21 protein-coding genes are annotated in these 21,654 nt (G+C 65.5%); 7 read left to right on the top strand and 14 right to left on the bottom strand.

Going from position 1 to position 21,654, the window contains the following annotated elements; translation table 11 throughout:
- Window positions 1-9: 9 nt before the first annotated feature.
- The 6 genes from bamB to ndk form a co-directional block, all read right to left on the bottom strand.
- Entirely contained in the window at window positions 10-1,218 is a 1,209-nt protein-coding gene (gene bamB, locus D0Y85_RS08870; RefSeq protein ID WP_117310187.1) for an outer membrane protein assembly factor BamB, read from the bottom strand.
- Window positions 1,218-1,856 (bottom strand): tetratricopeptide repeat protein, encoded by a 639-nt coding sequence (locus D0Y85_RS08865; protein ID WP_093819802.1) that lies wholly within the window; start codon window positions 1,854-1,856, stop codon window positions 1,218-1,220. The genes bamB and D0Y85_RS08865 overlap by 1 nt, the downstream gene beginning before the upstream one ends.
- Before the next feature lie 63 nt (window positions 1,857-1,919).
- Window positions 1,920-2,780: a RodZ domain-containing protein gene (locus tag D0Y85_RS08860; protein ID WP_117310186.1), complete on the bottom strand. Its 861-nt coding sequence runs from the start codon at window positions 2,778-2,780 to the stop codon at window positions 1,920-1,922.
- A gap of 18 nt (window positions 2,781-2,798) precedes the next feature.
- On the bottom strand, window positions 2,799-3,584 hold the full coding sequence (gene pilW / locus D0Y85_RS08855) for a type IV pilus biogenesis/stability protein PilW (RefSeq protein ID WP_117310185.1): 786 nt from the start codon (window positions 3,582-3,584) through the stop codon (window positions 2,799-2,801).
- Complete coding sequence (gene rlmN / locus D0Y85_RS08850; RefSeq protein WP_093819808.1) at window positions 3,571-4,776, bottom strand: 23S rRNA (adenine(2503)-C(2))-methyltransferase RlmN; 1,206 nt, start codon at window positions 4,774-4,776, stop codon at window positions 3,571-3,573. The genes pilW and rlmN overlap by 14 nt, the downstream gene beginning before the upstream one ends.
- A 10-nt stretch (window positions 4,777-4,786) precedes the next feature.
- Window positions 4,787-5,212, bottom strand: a complete 426-nt coding sequence (gene ndk, locus D0Y85_RS08845) for a nucleoside-diphosphate kinase (RefSeq protein ID WP_008265389.1) — start codon at window positions 5,210-5,212, stop codon at window positions 4,787-4,789.
- A 315-nt stretch (window positions 5,213-5,527) separates the two neighbouring features.
- On the opposite strand from ndk, the gene D0Y85_RS08840 reads away from it, so the two are divergent.
- The 3 genes from D0Y85_RS08840 (at window position 5,528) to D0Y85_RS08830 (ending at window position 9,873) form a co-directional block, all read left to right on the top strand.
- Window positions 5,528-6,196, top strand: a complete 669-nt coding sequence (locus D0Y85_RS08840) for a TetR family transcriptional regulator (RefSeq protein ID WP_025875011.1) — start codon at window positions 5,528-5,530, stop codon at window positions 6,194-6,196.
- 26 nt (window positions 6,197-6,222) lie between these two features.
- Complete coding sequence (locus tag D0Y85_RS08835; RefSeq protein WP_117310184.1) at window positions 6,223-8,595, top strand: 3-hydroxyacyl-CoA dehydrogenase/enoyl-CoA hydratase family protein; 2,373 nt, start codon at window positions 6,223-6,225, stop codon at window positions 8,593-8,595.
- Window positions 8,596-8,664: 69 nt separating this feature from the next.
- Window positions 8,665-9,873: an acetyl-CoA C-acyltransferase gene (locus D0Y85_RS08830; protein WP_025875015.1), complete on the top strand. Its 1,209-nt coding sequence runs from the start codon at window positions 8,665-8,667 to the stop codon at window positions 9,871-9,873.
- A 550-nt stretch (window positions 9,874-10,423) separates the two neighbouring features.
- Here the strand turns inward: D0Y85_RS08830 and galU are convergent.
- From galU to cmk, 8 genes are all read right to left on the bottom strand, one after another.
- On the bottom strand, window positions 10,424-11,302 hold the full coding sequence (gene galU, locus D0Y85_RS08825; RefSeq protein ID WP_117310183.1) for a UTP--glucose-1-phosphate uridylyltransferase GalU: 879 nt from the start codon (window positions 11,300-11,302) through the stop codon (window positions 10,424-10,426).
- Entirely contained in the window at window positions 11,299-13,212 is a 1,914-nt protein-coding gene (locus D0Y85_RS08820) for a nucleoside-diphosphate sugar epimerase/dehydratase (protein WP_162887633.1), read from the bottom strand. Before D0Y85_RS08820 ends, galU begins: the two co-directional genes overlap by 4 nt.
- Before the next feature lie 15 nt (window positions 13,213-13,227).
- Window positions 13,228-14,205, bottom strand: coding sequence for a glycosyltransferase family 4 protein (locus D0Y85_RS08815; RefSeq protein WP_117310182.1), 978 nt, complete (start codon window positions 14,203-14,205; stop codon window positions 13,228-13,230).
- A 3-nt stretch (window positions 14,206-14,208) separates the two neighbouring features.
- Window positions 14,209-15,387, bottom strand: a complete 1,179-nt coding sequence (lapB, locus tag D0Y85_RS08810) for a lipopolysaccharide assembly protein LapB (protein ID WP_049466151.1) — start codon at window positions 15,385-15,387, stop codon at window positions 14,209-14,211.
- Window positions 15,388-15,393: 6 nt separating this feature from the next.
- Window positions 15,394-15,678 (bottom strand): lipopolysaccharide assembly protein LapA domain-containing protein, encoded by a 285-nt coding sequence (locus tag D0Y85_RS08805; RefSeq protein ID WP_117310181.1) that lies wholly within the window; start codon window positions 15,676-15,678, stop codon window positions 15,394-15,396.
- Window positions 15,679-15,755: 77 nt separating this feature from the next.
- Window positions 15,756-16,061 (bottom strand): integration host factor subunit beta, encoded by a 306-nt coding sequence (locus D0Y85_RS08800; RefSeq protein ID WP_005409286.1) that lies wholly within the window; start codon window positions 16,059-16,061, stop codon window positions 15,756-15,758.
- An 89-nt stretch (window positions 16,062-16,150) separates the two neighbouring features.
- Window positions 16,151-17,836 (bottom strand): 30S ribosomal protein S1, encoded by a 1,686-nt coding sequence (gene rpsA, locus D0Y85_RS08795; protein WP_049466147.1) that lies wholly within the window; start codon window positions 17,834-17,836, stop codon window positions 16,151-16,153.
- A gap of 201 nt (window positions 17,837-18,037) precedes the next feature.
- Window positions 18,038-18,715: a (d)CMP kinase gene (gene cmk / locus D0Y85_RS08790; protein ID WP_049466145.1), complete on the bottom strand. Its 678-nt coding sequence runs from the start codon at window positions 18,713-18,715 to the stop codon at window positions 18,038-18,040.
- Window positions 18,716-18,912: 197 nt separating this feature from the next.
- Between cmk and ykgO the strand changes: the two genes are divergently transcribed.
- The 4 genes from ykgO to D0Y85_RS08770 all read left to right on the top strand — a co-directional run bounded on the left by ykgO (window position 18,913) and on the right by D0Y85_RS08770 (window position 21,644).
- Window positions 18,913-19,038: a type B 50S ribosomal protein L36 gene (gene ykgO / locus D0Y85_RS08785; RefSeq protein WP_005409283.1), complete on the top strand. Its 126-nt coding sequence runs from the start codon at window positions 18,913-18,915 to the stop codon at window positions 19,036-19,038.
- A gap of 149 nt (window positions 19,039-19,187) precedes the next feature.
- A complete protein-coding gene (locus D0Y85_RS08780) occupies window positions 19,188-19,514 on the top strand; it encodes a hypothetical protein (protein ID WP_229291377.1) in 327 nt (108 codons plus the stop codon).
- Between the two features lie 39 nt (window positions 19,515-19,553).
- Complete coding sequence (locus tag D0Y85_RS08775; protein ID WP_117310179.1) at window positions 19,554-20,591, top strand: agmatine deiminase family protein; 1,038 nt, start codon at window positions 19,554-19,556, stop codon at window positions 20,589-20,591.
- A gap of 165 nt (window positions 20,592-20,756) precedes the next feature.
- The gene (locus tag D0Y85_RS08770) at window positions 20,757-21,644 is read left to right on the top strand and encodes a carbon-nitrogen hydrolase (RefSeq protein WP_025875046.1); all 888 of its coding nucleotides are present in this window, start codon (window positions 20,757-20,759) and stop codon (window positions 21,642-21,644) included.
- Window positions 21,645-21,654: the final 10 nt, after the last annotated feature.

The following is a 21,654-nucleotide window of genomic DNA, read 5'->3' as shown; positions in this document are numbered from 1 at the left end:
TACTCCGTATTAATTTGCCAACCGGAATGCGGTCAGCTTGCCATCAACGTTCTGCACCAGCAGCACCCCATCGACGACGATTGGCTGGGCCAGAAGCGCATCACCGCCGCTTTTCGCCCGCGCCGCCATCGCGCCATCGGAGGCCTGCAGCCAATGCAGGTATCCCTTGTAGTCACCGACCACGACGTAGTCGCCGTGCAGCGCCGGACCAGTCAGCGAGCGCCGGGCCAGTGCGGTCTGCGACCACATCGCCGCGCCGCTGGCCTTGTCCAGGCCGAACACGCCGCCCTTGTTGTCGGTAACGAAAACATTGCCCGAAGACACCGCCACGCCGCCGGCACCGCCGTGGTCGCGCGCCCACAGGGGGCGACCGGTCGGGCCTTCGATGGCCATGGTCTGGTTCTTGAAGCTGCTCACGAACAAAGTGTTACCGTCGAGCACCGGGGCGCCATCGACGTCGGCCATGCGGTCCAGCTCGGTACGGCCTTCGCCGGTACCCACGTTCTGGTCCCACAACGTGCGGCCGTCCTGCATGGCCAGCGCAGCGACGCTGCCCTCGTCCTTGCCGATGAACAGCACGCCCGGACCGGTCACCACCGCCGCGTTGCCACGCACGGTCAGTGCCGGCAGCTCGCTGGGGTTGAACCACTTCTGGGTGCCGTTGCCGGCGTCGAACGCGGTGACGCGACCGTCATTGCTGCGCACGAAGACCATGCCCTGGGCAATGGCCGGCGCGGCGATCACTTCGTTGGGCACGCGTGCGCGCCACTTCTCGCTGCCATCGTTGATGTCCAGCGCGATCACCTGGCCATCGAGGGTACCGATGACCACCAGGTTCTCGCCGACGCCCGGACCACCGGACAGCCGCAGCTTGGCCTTCTTCTTTTCCTTCTTCGGCTCCCAGGTCCAGACCTTCTTGCCGGTCTGCAGGTCGATGGCGTGCACGCCACCGGTGATGGCCGCAGCGAACACGTGGCCATTGGCCACCGTCGGGCCCTGGCGCACGCCGATGCGGCGCTCGCCCTTGCCCAGATCGACCGACCAGGCCTTGTTGACCTTCAGGGTCGGCTCGAACTTGACCAGTTCGGCCGGCTCCTGCGCCTTCTTGGCTTCAGCGTCCTTACCGGCGAACCAACCCTTCATGGTGCTGCAGCCGGACAGTGCCATGCCGAGCAGGAGCACGGAGGCGACGCGGGTGATCATGACCTTCTGACTCATCAAACCGACTCCGCAGGGGCGGCGACGGTGCCGCCGGCGTCCATAACCTTGGTTTCCAGCAGGCGCCGCTGCGGCGCTGCCACGTCCAGCGTTTTCAGCGCCTTCTCATACTGTTCGCGGGCGGCGTCGCGCTTGCCCTGCGCCATCAGCGCATCGCCATGGATTTCCAGGCTGCTGCTGTCGGTGGCGCTGCCCAGCAGCTTGATCGCCTCATCGCCCTTGCCGGTCGCCACCAGCAGGCGTGCCACGCGCTGGTCGACCACGCGCTGCAGGTCGCCGTCGACCTTCACCGCACGCAGGGTGGCCAGCGCTTCTTCATTCTTGCCCGCATCGACCTGGGCCTTGGCCAGCTGCAGCGCGGCCAGGTCGCCGTAGATGCTGGACGGGCCAGCTTCCAGCGCCTTGACCGCCTTGGCGGCGTCATCGAGCTTGTTCTGCTGCAGGCCGACCAGGGCCTTCTGGTACTCGACATTGGCCGAGGCCAGCTTGCCGCCCTGATCCTTCTGGTACCACTGCCAGCCGGCAATGGCACCGATGGCGATGACTACGCCACCGAGGATGCTGGCGCCATTCTTCCGCAGCCAGCTGCGGACGCGTTCACTTTGTTCGTGCTCGTCGAGCAGATCGTCGATCGCCATGCGTACTCTCGCCCCGCCCATCGGGAGGGACCATTGGATTATCGAAGGTGGTGAAACCGTGTCTCAGTGCGAAACCGGGACAACGGAGCCTTCAGAGGATACCTGAAAGCGTGCCACGTTGGCTCGCTGGTAGGGCGTCAGATCGACGATAGCGCCGTTCTGCTGAACCTGGACCGCCGAGGCGTTGCCCAGGGTCACGCGGGTCACCTGGCCCGGGGTGAAGCTGCGGCTCTCGCCGGCCTTGATCAGCGCCTTCTCGACGGTACCGCCCCCTGGGCCGGCGATATCGACCCAGCTGTCACCGCTGAACTGCATGTCCAGATTGGCGGCAGGGGCCGGCGCAGCGCGCGGCACCGGGGCCAGCGAGGCGACGTACGGGGTGGCGGCCGGCTTGGCGACGGGCGCGGCCGCCACCACGGCGGGCGCCGCCGCGGCGGACCCGGGGCCGGCCGGGGCAACCGGTACGGCGGCCGGGATCACGTCCAGCGAGGCGGTGCTCGGCGAAGGCGCGGCGCCATCGAAGTGGCCACGGGTGGCGAACCAGACCGGGACCGCCAGCACAGCGGTAATACCGACATACAGCGCACGGCGGCCGAGGTTCTCGGCGATCCGGCGCGCACGCGGGGTATGGGTGTGGCTGACCAGGGTGGGCGGAACCACCGGGCCCACCTGGGCCTGTTCCAGCAGTTCGCTGACGTCCACGCCGAGCAGGCGGGCATAGCTGCGCAGCTGGCCGCGCACGAACACCGGCGCCCCCAGCTTCTGCCACTGCTCCTGCTCGAGCGACTTGACCACTTGAACCGGCATGCGCAGGCGCTGGCCGACATCTTCGAGAGTCAGTCCGGCGGCCTCGCGGGCCTGGCGCAGGCGGGTGCCGCAGCCGGCCACGGTCTCGAGATCGCTCACAGTCTGGTCATCAATCACAATGCATCAACCCTGGAGTTAGGAGCCCGCGTCCTGCGGAAATTCCTGTCGAATCCGCTGAAGATAGCGATCAGATGCTGCCTGATCACCCAGCCGCGCCTCGATTTGAGACGCAAGTTGTAACACGGAACGCGTGGCCGGTGCAGCCGCAATCCTACGTTCGGCGAAGGCCCGGGCCTCCATGAACTGGCCGCGACGGAAGCTCAGCTGGGCCATCGCCTCCAGCGCGACCGGGTTGCCAGGCACCTGCGCCAGAGCGGCACGCAGGTTGCGCTCGGCGCGTTCAAGCTGGCCAGCGTCCAACGCACAGCTGCCACCATTGGCCTGCGCCTGGGCCGGCGTGGTGTAGTTGGGCGATTGCAGCGCACGATCGAACCAAGCCAACGACTCGGCAGCCTGCCCGTTCTGGCACAGCCAGGCACCATAATTATTGAGTACATCGCCGCGCTGCGGCGCCAGCTCGGCAGCCCTGCGGAAACCCTCCCCGGCCTGTCGGGTGCGGCCACGCTGATCATCGATGCCGGCCAGCAGCACCAGTGCATCGGGGTCGGCAGGCGCCAGCTTGATCGCATCGCGCGTCTTGCGCTCGGCCGCATCCAGGTTGCCGCTCTGCATGTCGCGGACAGCCAGGGCCAGCAGATCCGCGGCGCGGACCTGCCGGCGAACACCTTCGGGGTCGCGGACCGAATAGACCGTCGCCTGGCTGGGGCCCAGCTTGGCTTTGGGCTGCGACTTGCAAGCAGTGACCGAGAGGGCCAGCACGCCTGCAAGCAGCGCCAGCCAGAAGCGGTCAGGCCGCCGCATCGCTCCCCTTCCCCGCCTGCAGCGTCTTGTTGAACTCGGCTTGGCGGCGGGTGCGATCCATCACCTGGCCTTTGAGCTGGCCACAGGCGGCGTCGATATCGTCACCACGGGTACGGCGCACCATGGTCAGCACGTTGCTGTCGAGCAGGATCTTCTGGAAGGCGCGGATATGCGCTTCTTCCGAGCGCTCGTAACGGGTGCCCGGGAACGGGTTGAACGGGATCAGGTTGACCTTGCCCGAGTCCCTGGCCTGCACCGCGTTGTCGAACTGGTGCATCAGCCGCGCCAGTTGGCGGGCGTGCTCGGGCTGGTCGTTGATGCCCTTCATCAGGGTGTATTCGAAGGTGACCGATTCGCGGCGCTTGTTGGCACGCAGATAGCGTGCGCACGAAGCCATCAGCTCGGCGATCGGGTACTTCTTGTTGAGCGGCACGAGGGTCTCGCGCAGCTCATCGTTCGGCGCATGCAGCGACACCGCCAGCGACACGTCGCTTTCGGCGGACAGGCGGTCGATCTGCGGCACCAGGCCGGAGGTCGACAGGGTCACGCGCTTGTTGGCCAGGCCATAGCCCAGATCGTCGCGCATCACGCTCATGGCACGCACGACGTTGTCGAAATTCATCAACGGCTCGCCCATGCCCATCATCACCACGTTGGTGAGACGGCGCATCTGGTGCGGCACGTTGCCCAGGTGGCGCGCCGCGATCCACACCTGGCCGATGATCTCGGCGGTGGTCAGGTTGCGGTTGAAGCCCTGGGTGGCGGTGGAGCAGAACGTGCAGTTCAGGCCACAACCGACCTGCGAGGACACGCACAGCGTGCCGCGGGTCTTGTCGGGGATGTACACGGTCTCGATGGCGTTCTTGCCATCCACGCCCATCGCCAGCAGCCACTTGTGGGTGCCGTCGGCGGAGGGCTTGTCGAAGATGATGTTCGGGACGAGGACCTCGGCATGCTCCTGCAGCTTGGCGCGCAGGACCTTGCCGAGGTCGGTCATCTCATCGAACTCGGTGACGTAGCGATGATGGATCCACTTCATCACCTGATGGGCGCGGAACTTCTTCTCGCCGAGAACCTCGACGAAAAACTTCTCCAGGCCCGCGCGATCGAGGTCGAGCAGGTTCTGCTTGCCAGCCGTGGGTGCCGACTTCGGCAGCGGCTGGATGGCGATTTTCTGTACGACCTCGTTCACGGCATTACTCTCAGCGCGAGACGACTTCGGTGGCGGCGAAGAAGTACGCGATTTCAATCGCGGCATTCTCGACCGAGTCCGAGCCGTGGGCGGCATTGGCATCGATGGATTCGGCGAAGTCGGCGCGGATGGTGCCCGCAGCGGCTTCCTTCGGGTTGGTGGCGCCCAGCAGGTCGCGGTGGGCCAGGACGGCGTTCTCGCCTTCCAGGGCCTGGATCATCACCGGGCCGGAGATCATGAACTCGACCAGTGCGTTGAAGAACGGACGCTCGCGGTGCACAGCGTAGAAGCCTTCGGCTTCACGGCGCGACAGCTGCTTGTACTTGGCGGCCACGACCTTCAGGCCGGCCTTTTCGAAACGGGCGTAGATTTCGCCGATGACGTTCTTGGCAACGGCGTCCGGCTTGATGATCGAAAGGGTGCGCTCCAGCGCCATGGGATGTCTCCAATGGAATCGGGCCGCTGATGGCCCGAAGGGTAACAAAAAAAAAGCCGCGTCGAAACGCGGGCTTAGCCTGATAAACGTGCGCGGATTGTAAAAGATAAAGCGGCAGGGTGGTAGTGCCGGCCGCCGGCCGGCAGTGGGCGCCATTCAACCTCGGGGGGCTGCCGGCCAGCGGCCGGCACTACCCCATTCACCCACCTGAGCGGATTCTGACCAGCCGAGGCATTTTTGCTGCATTGCAAAATGCCATACGCTACCGTCTGGTTCTAGTATCAAACAATCGTTTGATTAAGGTCCGCCCGCCCGATGGCCAAGCCCGCCCACTTCTCGACCAAGGACCGGATCCTCGGCGCCGCCGAGGAGCTGTTCGCCCAGCACGGCTTTGCCGGCACCTCGCTGCGTCAGGTCACCAGCCAGGCCGACGTCAACATCGCTGCGGTCAACTACCACTTCGGCTCCAAGGAAAACCTGGTCAACGAGGTGTTCCGCCGCCGCATGGACGAGATGACCGGCGCTCGTCTGGCTCAACTTGAGCGTGCCCGCAACGAACACCCCGGGCAACTGCGGCCGGTGCTCGCCGCCTTCGTCGAGCCGGCCCTGGCGCTGGCCCAGGACCGCCAGAACGGCGGCGCCTTCGTCCGCGTGATCGCCCGTGCCTACGCTGAAAAGAACGACAACCTGCGCAAGTTCCTGTCCGACCACTACGGCCACGTGCTGCGTGAGTTCGGCAAGGCGATCGCCACCTGCGTGCCCGGCCTGAGCAAGGAAGAGCTCTATTGGCGCCTGGATTTCCTCGCTGGCTCGCTGACCTATGCCATGGCCGATTTCGGGCTGATCAAGCGACCTGCCGGTGTCACCGAAACGGCGCATCGTGCCCATGCCGCCCATGAACTGATCCATTTCGCCGAGGCCGGATTCCGTGCCGCCGCCCGCAGCGGCAGCGCCCTGCCCGCCTCCATTGATTCCACCCAGTAACTGCTGACCAACAAAGGCCCTACACCATGTCCAATTCCCTGCTAGTCCGCCGCGCCGCCGTGCTGGGTGCCGGCGTCATGGGTGCCCAGATCGCCGCCCACCTCACCAATGCCGGCGTCGACACCGTGCTGTTCGACCTGCCTGCCAAGGAAGGTCCGGCCGATGGCATCGTGCTGAAGGCGATCGCCAACCTCGGCAAGCTGAGCCCGGCGCCGCTGGCCAGCAAGGCGCTGGCCGAAGCCATCACCCCGGCCAACTACGAGACCGGCCTGGAACAGCTGAAGGACTGCGACCTGATCATCGAGGCCATCGCCGAGCGCATGGACTGGAAGCAGGACCTGTACAGGAAGATCGCCCCGTACGTGGCCGACCACGCCGTGCTGGCCTCCAACACCTCGGGCCTGGGCATCAACAAGCTGGCCGACGTGCTGCCCGAACAGCTGCGCCACCGCTTCTGCGGCGTGCATTTCTTCAACCCGCCGCGCTACATGCACCTGGCCGAGCTGATCCCGGCCACCACCACCGACGCCAGCGTGCTGGAAGGCCTGGAAGCGTTCCTGGTCACCACCCTGGGCAAGGGCGTGGTGTACGCCAAGGACACCCCGAACTTCATCGGCAACCGCATCGGCGTGTTCTCGATCCTGTCCACCATCCACCACACCCAGGAATTCGGCCTGGGCTTCGACGAAGTGGACGGCCTGACCGGCCCGCTGGTCGGCCGACCGAAGTCGGCGACCTACCGCACCTCCGACGTGGTCGGCCTGGACACCATGGCCCACGTGATCAAGACCATGGGCGATACCCTGCCCAACGACCCGTGGCATGAATTCTTCAAGTCGCCGAAGTGGCTGGATGCGCTGATCGCCAAGGGCGCACTGGGCCAGAAGACCGGCGCCGGCATCTTCCGCAAGGTCGGCAAGGACATCGTGGTGCTGGACCTGGAAAAGCAGGACTACCGTCCGGCCGACCGCGCCGCCGCACCGGAAGTGGTCGAGATCCTGAAGATCAAGAACCCGGCCGAGAAGTTCGCCAAGCTGCGCGAGAGCCAGCACCCGCAGGCGCAGTTCCTGTGGGCGACCTTCCGCGATCTGTTCCATTACAGCGCCTACCATCTGGCCGACATCGCCGAGACCGCGCGCGACGTCGACCTGGCCATCCGCTGGGGCTACGGCTGGTCGCTGGGCCCGTTCGAAACCTGGCAGGCTGCCGGCTGGAAGCAGGTCGCGCAGTGGATTGCCGATGACATCGTCGCCGGCAAGAGCATGAGCAACGCCCCGCTGCCGGATTGGGTATTTGACGGCCGGGATGGCGTTCATGCCGCCGAGGGCAGCTACAGCCCGTCGCGCAACGCCAAGCTGCCGCGTTCGTCGCTGCCGGTATACCAGCGCCAGCGCTTCCCCGATCCGCTGCTGGGTGAGAAGTTCGCGCCGGGCGAGACCGTGTTCGAGAACGACGGCCTGCGCATGTGGCACGACGGCGATGGCATCGCCGTGGTCAGCTTCAAGACCAAGATGAACACCGTGTCCGATCACGTGCTGGATGGCCTGCAGGAATGCGTCACCCGCGCCGAGAAGGACTTCCAGGGCCTGGTGATCTGGCAGCAGAAGGAGCCCTTCTCCGCCGGTGCCGACCTGGCTGGCGCCCTCGGCCTGCTGCAGGCCGGCAAGGTCGACCAGTTCGAAGCGATGGTGCACAACTTCCAGCGCACCAGCCAGCGCATCAAGTACTCGCTGGTGCCGGTGGTGGCTGCCGTGCGCGGCCTGGCGCTGGGTGGCGGTTGCGAGTTCCAGATGCACAGCGCCAAGACCGTGGCCTTCCTGGAAAGCTACATCGGCCTGGTCGAGGCCGGCGTCGGCCTGCTGCCGGCAGGCGGCGGCCTGAAGGAACTGGCCGTGCGCGCCTCGCAGGCCGCTGGCCCGGGCGGTGACGTGTTCGCCGAACTGAAGAAGACCTTCGAGACCGTGGCGATGGCCAAGGTGTCCAACTCGGCGGTCAACGCCCAGGAACTGGGCCTGCTGCGCAGCACCGACAAGGTGGTGTTCAACAGCTACGAGGCCCTGTACATCGCCAAGGCCGAAGCACGCGCCCTGGCCGAAGCGGGCTACCGTCCGCCGCTGCCGGCACGCCGCATCCAGGTGGCCGGTGACGTCGGCATCGCCACCTTCAAGATGATGCTGGTCAACATGCTGGAAGGCCGCTTCATCAGCCCGTACGACTACGAGATCGCCGAGCGCATCGCCACCGTGCTGTGCGGCGGCAAGGTCGACCGCGGCACCCTGGTCGACGAAGAGTGGCTGCTGACCCTGGAGCGCAAGCACTTCGTCGAACTGGCCCAGCAGGAAAAGACCCAGGCCCGCATCGCGCACATGCTCAAGACCGGCAAGCCGCTGCGGAACTGACGGAAGACATCGGTAGTGCCGGCCGCTGGCCGGCAACCTCTTCCAACCCCTATTCAAGAGATCACTGCAATGACCAAGCAAATCCAGGACGCCTACATCGTCGCCGCCACCCGCACCCCGGTTGGCAAGGCGCCCAAGGGCATGTTCCGCAACACCCGCCCCGACGACATGCTCGCCCACGTGCTGCGCAGCGTCGTGGCACAGGCGCCGGGCGTGGACGTCAACCGCATCGATGACGCGATCATCGGCTGCGCGATGCCCGAAGCCGAGCAGGGCATGAACGTGGCCCGCATCGGCGTGCTGCTGGCCGGCCTGCCGAACACCATCGCCGCGCAGACCGTGAACCGCTTCTGTTCCTCCGGCCTGCAGGCCGTGGCGCAGGCGGCCGACGCGATCCGCCTTGGCAACGCCGACCTGATGCTGGCCGGCGGCACCGAATCGATGTCGATGGTGCCGATGATGGGCAACAAGATCGCGATGGCCCCGAGCGTGTTCGACAACGACCACGTCGCCATCGCCTACGGCATGGGCATCACGGCCGAGAAGGTCGCTGAAGAGTGGAAGGTCTCGCGCGAAGAACAGGACGCGTTCGCCCTGGCCTCGCACCAGAAGGCCATGGCCGCCATCCAGAACGGCGACTTCAAGGACGAGATCAGCCCGTACGAGATCGTCTCGCACCAGCCCGACCTGGCCGACGGCAAGCGCATCATCACCCGCAACAAGGTGGCCGACACCGACGAAGGCCCGCGCCCGGATTCCTCCGCTGAAGGCCTGGCCAAGCTGCGCCCGGTGTTCCGCAACGGCCAGTTCGGCGGCACCGTCACTGCCGGCAACTCCTCGCAGATGAGCGATGGCGCCGGTGCGGTACTGCTGGCGTCGGAACAGGCGATCAAGGATTACGGCCTGACCCCGCTGGCCCGCTTCGTCAGCTTCTCGGTGGCCGGCGTGCGCCCGGAAGTGATGGGCATCGGCCCGATCGCCGCGATCCCGAAGGCACTGAAGCAGGCCGGCCTGACCCAGGATCAGCTGGACTGGATCGAGCTCAACGAAGCCTTCGCCGCGCAGTCGCTGGCCGTCATCCGTGACTGCGGCCTGGATCCGAGCAAGGTCAACCCGCTGGGCGGCGCGATCGCGCTGGGCCATCCGCTGGGCGCGACCGGCGCGATCCGTACCGCGACCCTGCTGCACGGCCTGCGCCGTCGCCAGCAGAAGTACGGCATGGTGACGATGTGCATCGGCACCGGCATGGGTGCGGCGGGCATTTTCGAGGCGCTGTAAGGTTCAAAGCGTTGCCTCGTTGGGCTTCAAGGCGTGGGCCGGGTTGGCAGGGCTACCCGGGACACGCCGTGAACCCATCCATGGGGGCTCGATGGCGCCATCCATGGCGCCAACGGTCCCGGGCAGCCCTGCCAACCCGGCCCTTCCAGCCTCCCCGCGGCGGAGGGATGAGCAAAGGCAGGGTCAAAGGCCGGGGTCAGATCCCTTTGCTGCGCAAAGGGATCTGACCCCGGCCTACGAAAAAAGGCAGCCAGTGGCTGCCTTTTTGCTTTTGCTTCTGCCCTTGATTCCGCCCTTCCCGGCCGCGACCGCAGGAAACTGTCGAGAGGCGTGGGCAGGCCGCTGCAGGACCGTTGGCGCCATGGGCCCGAGGCATGCCTCGGGCGGGTTGGGCAGGACGCCCAACCCCGGTCTTGCCGTGTGCGCAGGACAGCGCACACGGCAAGGCGCCATCGAGCCCCCAGGGATGGGTTTACGGCGTGTCCTGCAGCGGCCTGCCCGCGCCTCCCCCACTTTGGCAGGAAGGCGCTGACGGAGCGCTTGATAAACCTTATTCCGCCAGCATCGCCGCCAGCTTCTCCCGCGCCGGGCCGGCCAGCTTCGGGTTGTCCAGCGCGAAGCGGATCGTCGCCTCGACCAGCCCCAGATGGGTGCCGCAGTCGAAACGGGTGCCCTCGAAACGATAGGCATCGACCTCGTCGGTCTTCAGCAGTTCGGCGATCGCATCGGTCAGCTGGATCTCGCCGCCGGCACCGGTGCGGGTCTGCTCGAGCAGCTCGAAGATCTTCGGGCTCAGCACGTAGCGCCCCACCACCGCCAGGTCACTCGGTGCGTCTTCCGGCTTGGGCTTCTCCACGATCTGCGAGATACGCCCCTTGCGGCCATCGAACGCCTCGGTGGCGACGATGCCGTAACTGGCCGTCTTGTCGTGGGGCACGTCTTCCACCGCGATGACGCTGGCACCACTGGCCTCGTTGAGGTCAGCCATCTGCTTCAGCGCACCGGCGCCACGGTTCCAGATAAGGTCATCGGGCAGCAGCACGGCGAACGGTTCGTCACCGATGACCGCCTTGGCGCACAGCACCGCATGGCCCAGGCCCAGGGCCTCGGCCTGGGTGACGAAGACCGCGCGCACGCCTTCCGGCAGTACATGGCGGATCAACTCGAGCTGTTCGTGCTTGCCCGCCCGCTCGAGCTTCTGCTCCAGCTCGTAGGCCTTGTCGAAATAGTCGGCGACGGCGTGCTTGTAGCGATTGGTGATGAACACCAGCGTGTCACAGCCTGCTTCGATCGCCTCATCCACAGCGTACTGGATCAGCGGCCGATCGATGATCGGCAGCATCTCCTTCGGCACCGTCTTGGTTGCCGGAAGAAAACGCGTGCCCAGACCTGCTACCGGGAATACCGCCTTGCGAATGCGCTTGCTCATTGGTGCCTGTTGGCCTCACGTGCCGGAAAGGGCACAACCTTAGCCGATGAAATGTAAGCATCCTGTTCGATTGGCGAAAATTCCGGCATGGTCGCGAACAGGATTTCCTGGATCGTATCGATGTCGTACCGGGCAATGGCCTCGCGCAGCTTCGGCACATTGCCCAGCACGATGTCGCGCGAGAAGGTACGGACGCCGGCCTCGAGGATCTTCGGGTGCGCGGTTGGCCGGTAGTCCTCGTCGGAGTAGAACAGCGTCTCGTGCAGCTTCTCGCCCGGGCGCAGACCGGTATAGATGATCGGAATTTCCTTGTAGGGCTGTTTTCCCGCCAGGCGGATCATCTGCTCGGCCAACACCCGGATCGGCACCGGCTCGCCCATGTCCAGGGTATAGATCGCGCCATGCGAGGCCGACGCGGCCGCCTGCAGGATCAGCTGGCAGGCCTCGGGAATGGTCATGAAATAGCGGCTGACCTCAGGGTCTGTCACCGTGACCGGACCACCCTTGAGGATCTGCTCGCGGAACAGCGGCACCACGCTGCCGGCCGACGCCAGCACGTTGCCGAAGCGGACGGTCACGAAACGGGTGTGCGTGGACTTCTGGTCCAGGCTCTGGCAGATCATCTCCGCATACCGCTTGCTGGCGCCCAGCGCATTGACCGGGTCCACCGCCTTGTCGGTCGAGATGAACACAAAGTGCTCGACACGGGCTTCCAGGCAGGCGCGGGCCACATTCTCCGTCGCCAGGATGTTGTTGCGTACGGCTTCGCGCAACTGACGCTCCAGCACCGGCACATGCTTGTAGGCAGCCGCATGGAAGGCGGTGTCGACCGGGTGCAGCGACAGCGCATGGCGGATCACCGCAGGATCGCCACAGTCACCGAGCACGGCCTCGATCTCGACATCAGGGAAGCTGCGGCGCAGCTCGCCCTCGATGGTCAACAGCAGCAGCTCGCTGATCTCCAGCAGCACGATGCGACCGGCGCCATGGCGCGCACACTGGCGGCACAGTTCGGACCCGATCGAGCCACCGGCACCGGTCACCATCACCGTGCGGCCGCCCAACCAGCCACGGATGAGGTTCCAGTCCGGCATGATCGGCTTGCGGCCGAGCAGATCTTCGATCGCCACTTCCTTCAACTGGCCCGGCAGCGACTGTCCCTGCAGGATGTCGCTGAGCTTGGGCACGGTCCGGAACGGAATACCGGTGCTCTCGCAGATGGCCACCACCCGCTGCATGCCCACCGCATCCAGCGAGGGCATGGCGATCACCAGCAGCTTGGCCGCCGTCTCGCGGGCCACCGCCGGTGCGTCGTCCAGCGTCCCCAGGATCGGCAGACTCTGCAGCTTGGCGCCGCGCAGGTGCGGTGCATCATCGAGCAGGCCGACCGGCTCGAAATTGCCGGACCGGCGCAGGTCGCGCACCAGGGTCTCAGCGGCCTGGCCGGCACCGAGGATCAGCACGCGGCGCGCGGTCGAGTCGGACTGCAGCGACTGATAGTCCTTCCATGCCCGGTACAGCAGGCGCGGTGCGCCCAGCAGTGCCGACAGTGCGAACGGATAGATCACCAGCACCGACATCGGCACGCCGTCGAAGCGCTTCCAGGCCAGTACGAGGACAATGGCGATCAGGCCGATGAAGCTGGCCTTGAAGATGTTCAACAGGTCGCTGACGCTGGCAAAGCGCCACAGCCCGCGATAAAGGCCGATGCGCCAGAACACCATTCCCTGCAGCGCCAGCACCAGCGTCGTATCTACGTTCCACAACGGCAATGCGGGAGCGTCGGCGAGGATCGAGTAACGACCTGCATGCAACAGCTGCCAGCAGGCCCATACCATGAACAAGTCGTGGCAGACGATGGCCGTACGCGGCATCAGGCCGAGGATTCTGTCCCGCCAGGGTGAAGACATAGATCGAGTCATTCCTTATCGGTGGCGCAATCCATTGCGCAGGAGTAGCCACAGCAGGGTCAACGCGGCAAACCACGCGACCGCTACGACAGCCTCCCACCTCGGCTGCAGATTGGTGCAGATATTGAACACTGTAATGCTGAACAGGCCCAAAACAAAATACGTCCCTGTCACCTGCGCATGGCTGGCTCCTGCCTGCACCGCGCGCTGGTAGACATGCTGGGTGTGGGGTTCCATCCAGCGTTGCCCTGAAAGCATGCGCGCCAGCAGCGTGAAGCCCGCGTCCACAAGGAATGCAGACAACGGCAGCAACAGCAGGATCCAGTTGATGTCGGTGTGCAGTGCGGCGACCGCCAGCACGACGGCCACGGCATAACCCAGCGCACCACTGCCGACGTCGCCCATGAAGATGCGCGCCTGCGGGAAATTGAATGGCAGAAAACCCAGGCAGGCCAGGCCCAGAACGACAGCCACCAGCGAATAGGGCCAGGGCAGCACGGTGGCAAAGCCCAGCGCAACGATGACGGCCTGGCTGCTGGCAATCCCGTTGATGCCATCCATGAAGTTCCAGATGTTGATCAGCGAGGCGGTGAACAACAGCACCAGCAGGCTCAACAGCCAGCTGCCGCCGTGCATCCTGACCAGCCCTGCCAGCAATGCCGCGGCGAGGAAATGCACCAGCAGCCGGCGCATGGCTGGCAGCGGCCGGTGGTCATCCCACCAGCCGATGCCGGCCACCAGCAGCAGGCCAAGGCTGGCCACGGCCAGGCTGGGCGCGGCGTCCGGCCAGCAGAAAGCGGCCACGGCAGCCGCGACCAGCAGACTGATCACGATGGCGATGCCACCACCACGAGGGGTTGCGACACTGTGGCTGCGGCGCTCGCCGGGCTGATCCAGCAGCTGCCTGCGCAGCGCATACACGCGCGCGGCCCAGGTCAATGCCGCGCTGAGCAGGGCCAGGCCCAGCAGCGCGGCCATCACAAGCCACGGCATGGTTCAGAGCACCGCGTAGTTCAGCAGCGGCTTGACCGTACCCCATTCCTTGCAGCTGGGGCATTGCCAATGGTGGGTGCGCGCGCCGAACCCGCAGCGGGTGCAGCGGTAAGCGGGGTTGCGCACCAGCAGCTGGTCGGTAATGTGCTTGAGGTCGTGCAGGGTCGCGGTGGAATCGGCGCCTTCGGCCAGGGTGAGGTCGATCAGTGCCGATTCACCACGCACCGACGGGCGGTCCTTGAGCTGGCGACCGAGGTAGGCACGGGCGGGCGCGACCCCCTCCTGCTCTTCCATCAGGCGGGTCAGGGCCAGCACCGGGGCGATGCCGCGGTAATGCTCGGTCATCTCGGACAGGAAGGCGCGCGCGCCGCCCAGGTCGCCGACCTTGCGGTAGTTGTCCATCAGCGCCGGCAGCACTTCCGGCAGGTACTCCGGATCGTTGCGGGCGGCACGTTCGAAGGCGCGCACGGCAGCCTCGGCATTGCCGGCATCGGTTTCCAGGCGTCCCTCGATGATGCCGGCACGGACCGACATGGCATCGGCCTGGTAGGCACGGGCAATGGCCGCCCTCGCCTCTTCCAGCTTGCCCGCGCCACGGAAGCGCTCGGCGAGCTCGCATTCGAACTGTCCGATCAGCTTGCCCATCGGCTCGCCGGTGACATCTTCGAAGCGGGTGGCGTTGTCGATCGCCTTTTCCCAGTCGCGCTCGGCCTGGTAGATGCCGATCAGGTGCTTGAGCGCCTGCGGTGCGCGCTGGTCCAGCTGTGCCAGTTCGGTGAACACGGTTTCGGCACGGTCCAGCAGGCCGGACTTCATGTAGTCCTCGCCCAGTGCCAGCAGGGCCTGCACGCGCTGCGCGTCGCTCAGATCCTGGCGGTTGACCAGGCCCTGGTGCAGGCGGATGGCGCGGTCCACTTCGCCACGGCGCCGGAACAGGTGGCCCAGCGCAACCTGGGTCTCGAAGGTTTCCTTGTCCAGCTCGGCGATGTGCAGGAACAGTTCGATGGCCTTGTCCGGCTGCTCGTTGAGCAGGTAGTTCAGGCCACGGAAATAGGTGCTCGACAGGTGGCTGACCTGGTTGTCACCGTGGCGCTGACCGCCGCGGCGTCCGATCACCCAGCCGGCCAGGGCCGCCAACGGCAGGCACAGGAAGAACCAGAACCACTCGGAAACGAATTCCATCGTCGATCAACGTCCATCAGAAGATTGGGAGGGGGCCACCGGCGCCGGTGGCGCAGCCGCCGACTTGTTGGCTCGGCGCAGCTGGCCGTAGAGCGGAATGACCACGCTTACCAGCACCAGGCCAGCGCCGACCACGACACCGATCAGCAGGGCGGCGATCAGCGCCACACCGACGGACGTGTTCAACTGGGTAAACAGCAGGTTGATCGACATGGCCGTCATGTTGACCGCACCGATGATCAGACCAAGGATCAGAACCGCCAGCAGGACCAGCAGACGAAAAACTTTCATGCGACAGCTCCATTGGCAGGAGGCCGTAGCTTATCCGACTCGTGGTGGGATTCGCACGAAGTCGCGCGACGGATGGCTCAGGCCGGATCTGCGTCCAGCGGCAGCACACTGCTGACCCGCTCGCGCAATTCCTTGCCCGGCTTGAAATGAGGGACATGCTTGCCCGGCAGGGCAACCGATTCGCCGGTCTTCGGGTTGCGACCCAGGCGCGGCGGACGGTAGTGCAGCGAGAAGCTGCCGAAGCCGCGGATCTCGATGCGATCACCGGCCGACAGTGAGCCCCCCATCATTTCCAGCAATGACTTGACCGCCAGATCGACATCATCGGCCTTCAGGTGCGCCTGCCGGCGCGCGAGGATTTCGATCAGTTCGGATTTGGTCATTACCGGCTCACATCAGGGGCATCTCAGCCTGAAACGGCCCGGGCATTGCCCGGGCCGTCCAGGAAACAACGAACAGCGTAAGGCCGATATTACTCGGACTTGTTGCCGTTCAGCTGTGCACGCAGCAGCGCGCCCAGCTGGGTGGTGCCGCTGGATGCCGAAGAGGACTGGTATTCCTCCAGCACTTCGCGCATTTCCGCGTCGTCCTTGGCCTTGATCGACAGCTGCAGGGTACGACCCTTGCGATCCATGCCCACGAACTTGGCTTCAACCTTGTCACCGACCTTCAGGTGCTGGGTTGCGTCGTCAACACGCTCGTTGGCGATGTCGCGAGCTGCAACATAGCCTTCGATGCCGTCGGCCAGCTCGATGATCGCGCCCTTGGCGTCGACTTCCTTCACCACGCCTTCGACCTTGGAGCCCTTCGGATTGGTCGCCATGTACTGGCCGAACGGATCCTGCTCCAGCTGCTTGACGCCCAGCGAAATGCGCTCGCGCTCCGGATCGACGGCCAGGACCACTGCGTCCAGGTTGTCGCCCTTCTTGAAGTTGCGAACGATGTCTTCGCCAGTGGTCGCCCAGCTGATGTCGGACAGGTGAACCAGGCCGTCGATGCCGCCGTCCAGGCCGATGAAGATGCCGAAGTCGGTGATCGACTTGATCTGGCCCGACACCTTGTCACCCTTCTTGTGGGTGGCAGCGAAGGTTTCCCACGGATTGGCGGCAACCTGCTTCATGCCCAGCGAGATGCGGCGACGCTCCTCGTCGACGTCCAGGACCATGACTTCAACTTCGTCACCGACCTGCACAACCTTGGACGGGTTGACGTTCTTGTTGGTCCAATCCATTTCCGAGACGTGCACCAGGCCTTCGACGCCCGGCTCGATCTCGACGAACGCGCCGTAATCGGTGACGTTGGAGACCTTGCCGAACACGCGGCTGTTGGCCGGGTAACGACGGGCGATGTTATCCCACGGATCTTCGCCCAGCTGCTTCAGGCCCAGCGAAACGCGGTTGCGCTCGCGGTCGAACTTCAGCACGCGCACGTCCAGCTCGTCGCCGACATTGACGACTTCGGACGGATGGCGCACGCGCTTCCATGCCATGTCGGTGATGTGCAGCAGGCCGTCGATGCCGCCCAGGTCCACGAATGCGCCGTAATCGGTCAGGTTCTTGACGACACCCTTCAGGATCGCGCCTTCCTGCAGCTTGTCCATCAGCTGCTCGCGCTCTTCCGAGTGCTCGCTTTCGACGACAGCGCGGCGCGAGACCACGACGTTGTTGCGCTTGCGGTCAAGCTTGATGAGCTTGAATTCCAGCTCCTTGCCTTCCAGGTAGGCCGGATCGCGCACGGGGCGCACATCGACCAGGGAACCCGGCAGGAAGGCGCGGACATCCTTGATGTCCACGGTGAAACCACCCTTGACCTTGCCGCTGATGCGACCGGTGATGGTTTCGTTCTTTTCCAACGCTTCTTCCAGCTCGTCCCACACCATCGCGCGCTTGGCCTTCTCGCGCGACAGGACGGTTTCACCGAAGCCGTTCTCGATCGAGTCGAGGGCGACCTTGACGATGTCGCCTTCGGCAACATCGATTTCGCCGGCGTCGTTACGGAACTGTTCGATCGGCACGATGCCTTCCGACTTCAGCCCGGCGTTGATCACCACGACGTCGCCGCGGACTTCAACAACGGTACCGCTGACGATGGCGCCCGGCTTCAGCTTGGCCAGGTTGGCCTGGCTGGCTTCAAACAGTTCGGCAAATGATTCGGTCATTAGATTTACTCTGTTGGACACATGGGTCGGCTGGCTTCCCTTCAGGGAATGGCTACCGCCCGCCTGTTGGTCGACCCCGGAAATGCAGGTCGTGTGTGGAAGTAGGAAAACCGCCACGCATCATTGCGCGACGGAGCTTTTACAGCACTGCAGATACGCGACCTCCACCGATGCTGCTGGCAGAGCTCCCGCGCGAACGGATCAGGCAGCCGGAACCGGAAGCAGATCCATCACTCTGGCAACGACATCTTCGATGCCGATGCCTGTGGTGTCGATGAGGACAGCATCGTCTGCCGGCTTCAGGGGCGCCACGGTACGCTGAGCATCACGGGCGTCGCGGGCCATGATCTCGCGCAGGAGGTCATCAAAGTTAACAGAAACCCCCTTGTCTTTCAACTGCTTATGCCGGCGCTCGGCGCGCTCCTCGGCACTGGCGGTCAGGAAGACCTTATAGGGGGCGTCCGGGAAGATCACCGTGCCCATGTCGCGGCCGTCGGCGACCAGCCCCGGCTCCATCCTGAATGCGCGCTGGCGCTCCTTCAGGGCGGCCCGGACCTCGGGAATGGCGGCAATTGCCGACGCCAGCGCCCCGGTGGTCTCCAGCCGCAGCTCGTCGGTAGCGTCGGTGCCATTGACCAGCACCCGCATGGCATCGCCCTGCTCGACGAACTGGACATGGGTGTCAAACGTGCAGCGCACCAGCGCGGAGGCATCGGAGGTGTCGATGTCGGCCCAGCTGGCCGCCACGCCGACAGCGCGGTACAGAGCACCCGAATCCAGATAGTGCCAGCCCAACCGGCGCGCCACGATGCGGCTGATGGTACCCTTGCCGGCCCCTGACGGGCCGTCGATGGTCAGGACGGGAACAAGTGGATTCATGGGGGTCCTTGCGCGTGTGAAGGGGGCATTCTAGCCCCTGCCGGACACCCCGCAACGGGCCTTTTGTGCAACCACTTGAAACCATGGGGAAAAGCCCGGTAGAATGGCGGGCTTGAACGAGCGTCCACTGCCGATTGTCTTTCGCATATCGCGGCCACGCTCCACCCGAACAACTACTGTTTACGCCGAGGTATGCCATGAAAGTTCTGTCCTCCCTGAAGTCGGCGAAGGCCCGTCACCGTGACTGCAAGGTCGTGCGTCGTCGTGGCAAGATCTTCGTCATCTGCAAGTCGAACCCGCGTTTCAAGGCGCGTCAGCGCTGAGCCCAACGGTCCTTGTGACCGCGGCTGGCCCCACGCGGGGCCGACCCGATGCAAAAAGCCGCCTTCGGGCGGTTTTTTGTTTATGCGGTTTTTTCCTGCCGTTTTTGCTGTAATCGCTGTTCTTGACCACTGGGGAGTAGATCGAGATGATGCGTTACCTGTGCACCCTGGCCGTACTGGCCACCCTGGCTGCCGCCAACCCGGCGCTGGCCGATACCCTGCTTGTCGACCGCGCCCGTGAAAAGCCGGCCGGCGCCCTGCCCGTCCGCGGCCAGAGCATGCAGCAGGTGCAGTCGCAGTTCGGCGCGCCGGCAGAGCAGCTGCAGCCGCGCGGCGGGCAGAAACGGCAATGGCCGACCATCCACCGCTGGGTGTACCCGCAGTTCACCGTCTACTTCGAGAAGCAGAAGGTGATCGACGTGGTGGCAAACCAGGCGGATCCGAACGAAATCGGCCCCAAGCCGCCGATCCGTTGACCCCCATGCCCGCCCCCGGCGGGCGCGTGTAGCGAGACCATGAACCAGACCCTTCGTTTTCCTGCCGAATGGGAAGCCCAGAGCGGCGTCCTGATTGCCTGGCCCACCGCCGACACCGACTGGGCCGACCGCCTGGGCCAGGTGGAAGAGACCTACATCGCCCTGGTTGCAGCGATCACCCGCTTCCAGCCGGTGCTGATCTGCGTGGCCGACGATGACGTGGAGACCTACGCCGAGATGCGGCTGCGCTCCAACCGCATCGACATGGACAAGGTCCACTTCACCACCGCCGCCTACGACGATACCTGGCTGCGTGATTCGGGCCCGATCACCCTGCGCCGCGCCGACGGCAGCTTCCAGCTGCTGGACTTCCGCTTCACCGGCTGGGGCGGCAAGTTCGACGCCACCCTGGACGACCAGCTGGTCGGAGCGCTCGACCAGGCGGGCGTGTTCAACGACGCGACGGTGCGCAGCATTCCGTTCGCGCTGGAGGGCGGTGGCATCGAGACCGATGGCGAAGGCACCCTGCTGACCACCTGGAAGTGCCTGCACGAGCGCCATCCCGACCGCGACCGCGACAGCCTGAGCGCCGACCTGGCCGACTGGCTGCAGCAGAAGCGCGTGCTGTGGCTGGATCATGGCTATCTGGAAGGCGACGACACCGACGCCCATATCGACACCCTCGCCCGCTTCGCCTCGCCCGACAGCATCGTCTACCAGGCCTGCGACGACGCCAGCGACTCGCATTACGCCGAGCTGCAGGCAATGGGCGCCGAGCTGGCCGCACTGCGCACGGCTGACGGAAAGCCATACCGCCTGTTCCCGCTGCCGTGGGCACAGCCGGTGATCGATGAAGGCCGCCGCCTGGCCGCTTCGTATGCCAATTACCTGATCGTCAACGGTGCGGTGCTGATGCCGGCCTATGGCGACCCGGCCGATGACCTGGCCCGCGACGTGCTGGCACAGGCCCACCCGGGCCGCGAGATCGTGCAGGTGCCCTGCCGCTCGCTGATCTGGCAGAACGGCAGCCTGCACTGCATCACCATGCAGCTGCCGGCCGGGCTGTTGAAGGCATAAGCCACGCGGTAACGCCGGGCCATGCCCGGCGAGCGCGGCGGCATCTGGAAAATCCCGCCCGGGCAGGGCCCGGCGCTACCGGTTGCGTGCACCATTCAGCAGCCAACACGCTGTCGTGGCGCATCCGCGTTAACATGCGGGTTTTCCCCCGCAGGATCGCCCCGCATGAACTCGCGCAGCCCCCTTACCGTCGCCCTGATCCAGGAGCGCAACCACGGTGATGCCGCCGCCAACCTGGCGGTGATCGAAGCGCGTGTTGCCGACGCCGCGGCACAGGGCGCGAAGCTGGTGCTGCTGCAGGAACTGCACAACGGTCCCTACTTCTGCCAGCACGAATCGGTGGACGAGTTCGACCTGGCCGAGCCGATTCCGGGCCCGAGCACCGAGCGCCTGGGCGCGCTGGCCAAGAAGCATGGCGTGGTGCTGGTCGGCTCGCTGTTCGAGCGCCGCGCTGCCGGCCTGTACCACAACACCGCCGTGGTCTTCGAGAAGGACGGCACCTTGCTGGGCAAGTACCGCAAGATGCACATTCCCGATGACCCGGGCTTCTACGAGAAGTTCTACTTCACCCCGGGCGATATCGGCTTCAAGCCGATCGACACCTCGGTCGGCCGCCTCGGCGTGCTGGTGTGCTGGGACCAGTGGTACCCGGAAGCAGCGCGCCTGATGGCGCTGGCCGGTGCTGAGCTGCTGCTGTACCCCACCGCGATCGGCTGGGACCCGGATGATGTGCAGGACGAAAAGACCCGCCAGCGCGACGCCTGGGTACTGAGTCACCGTGGCCATGCCGTAGCCAACGGCGTGCCGGTGCTCAGCTGCAACCGCGTCGGCCACGAGGCTTCGCCGCTGGGCGCCTCGGGCATCCAGTTCTGGGGCAACAGCCACGTGCTGGGCCCGCAGGGCGAGTTCCTGGCCGAAGCCGGCACCGACGCGACCATCCTGATGTGCGAGGTCGACCTGCAGCGCAGCGAACACGTGCGCCGCATCTGGCCGTTCCTGCGTGATCGTCGCATCGACGCCTACGGCGACCTGCTCAAGCGCTACATCGACTGACCCGGAGCCC

The organism is Stenotrophomonas sp. G4 (assembly GCF_003428825.1).
In the GTDB taxonomy this organism is placed as follows: Bacteria; Pseudomonadota; Gammaproteobacteria; order Xanthomonadales; family Xanthomonadaceae; genus Stenotrophomonas; species Stenotrophomonas indicatrix.
The sequence above is the reverse complement of the archived record's forward strand: the minus strand, read 5'-3'. Positions and strand labels throughout refer to the sequence as shown.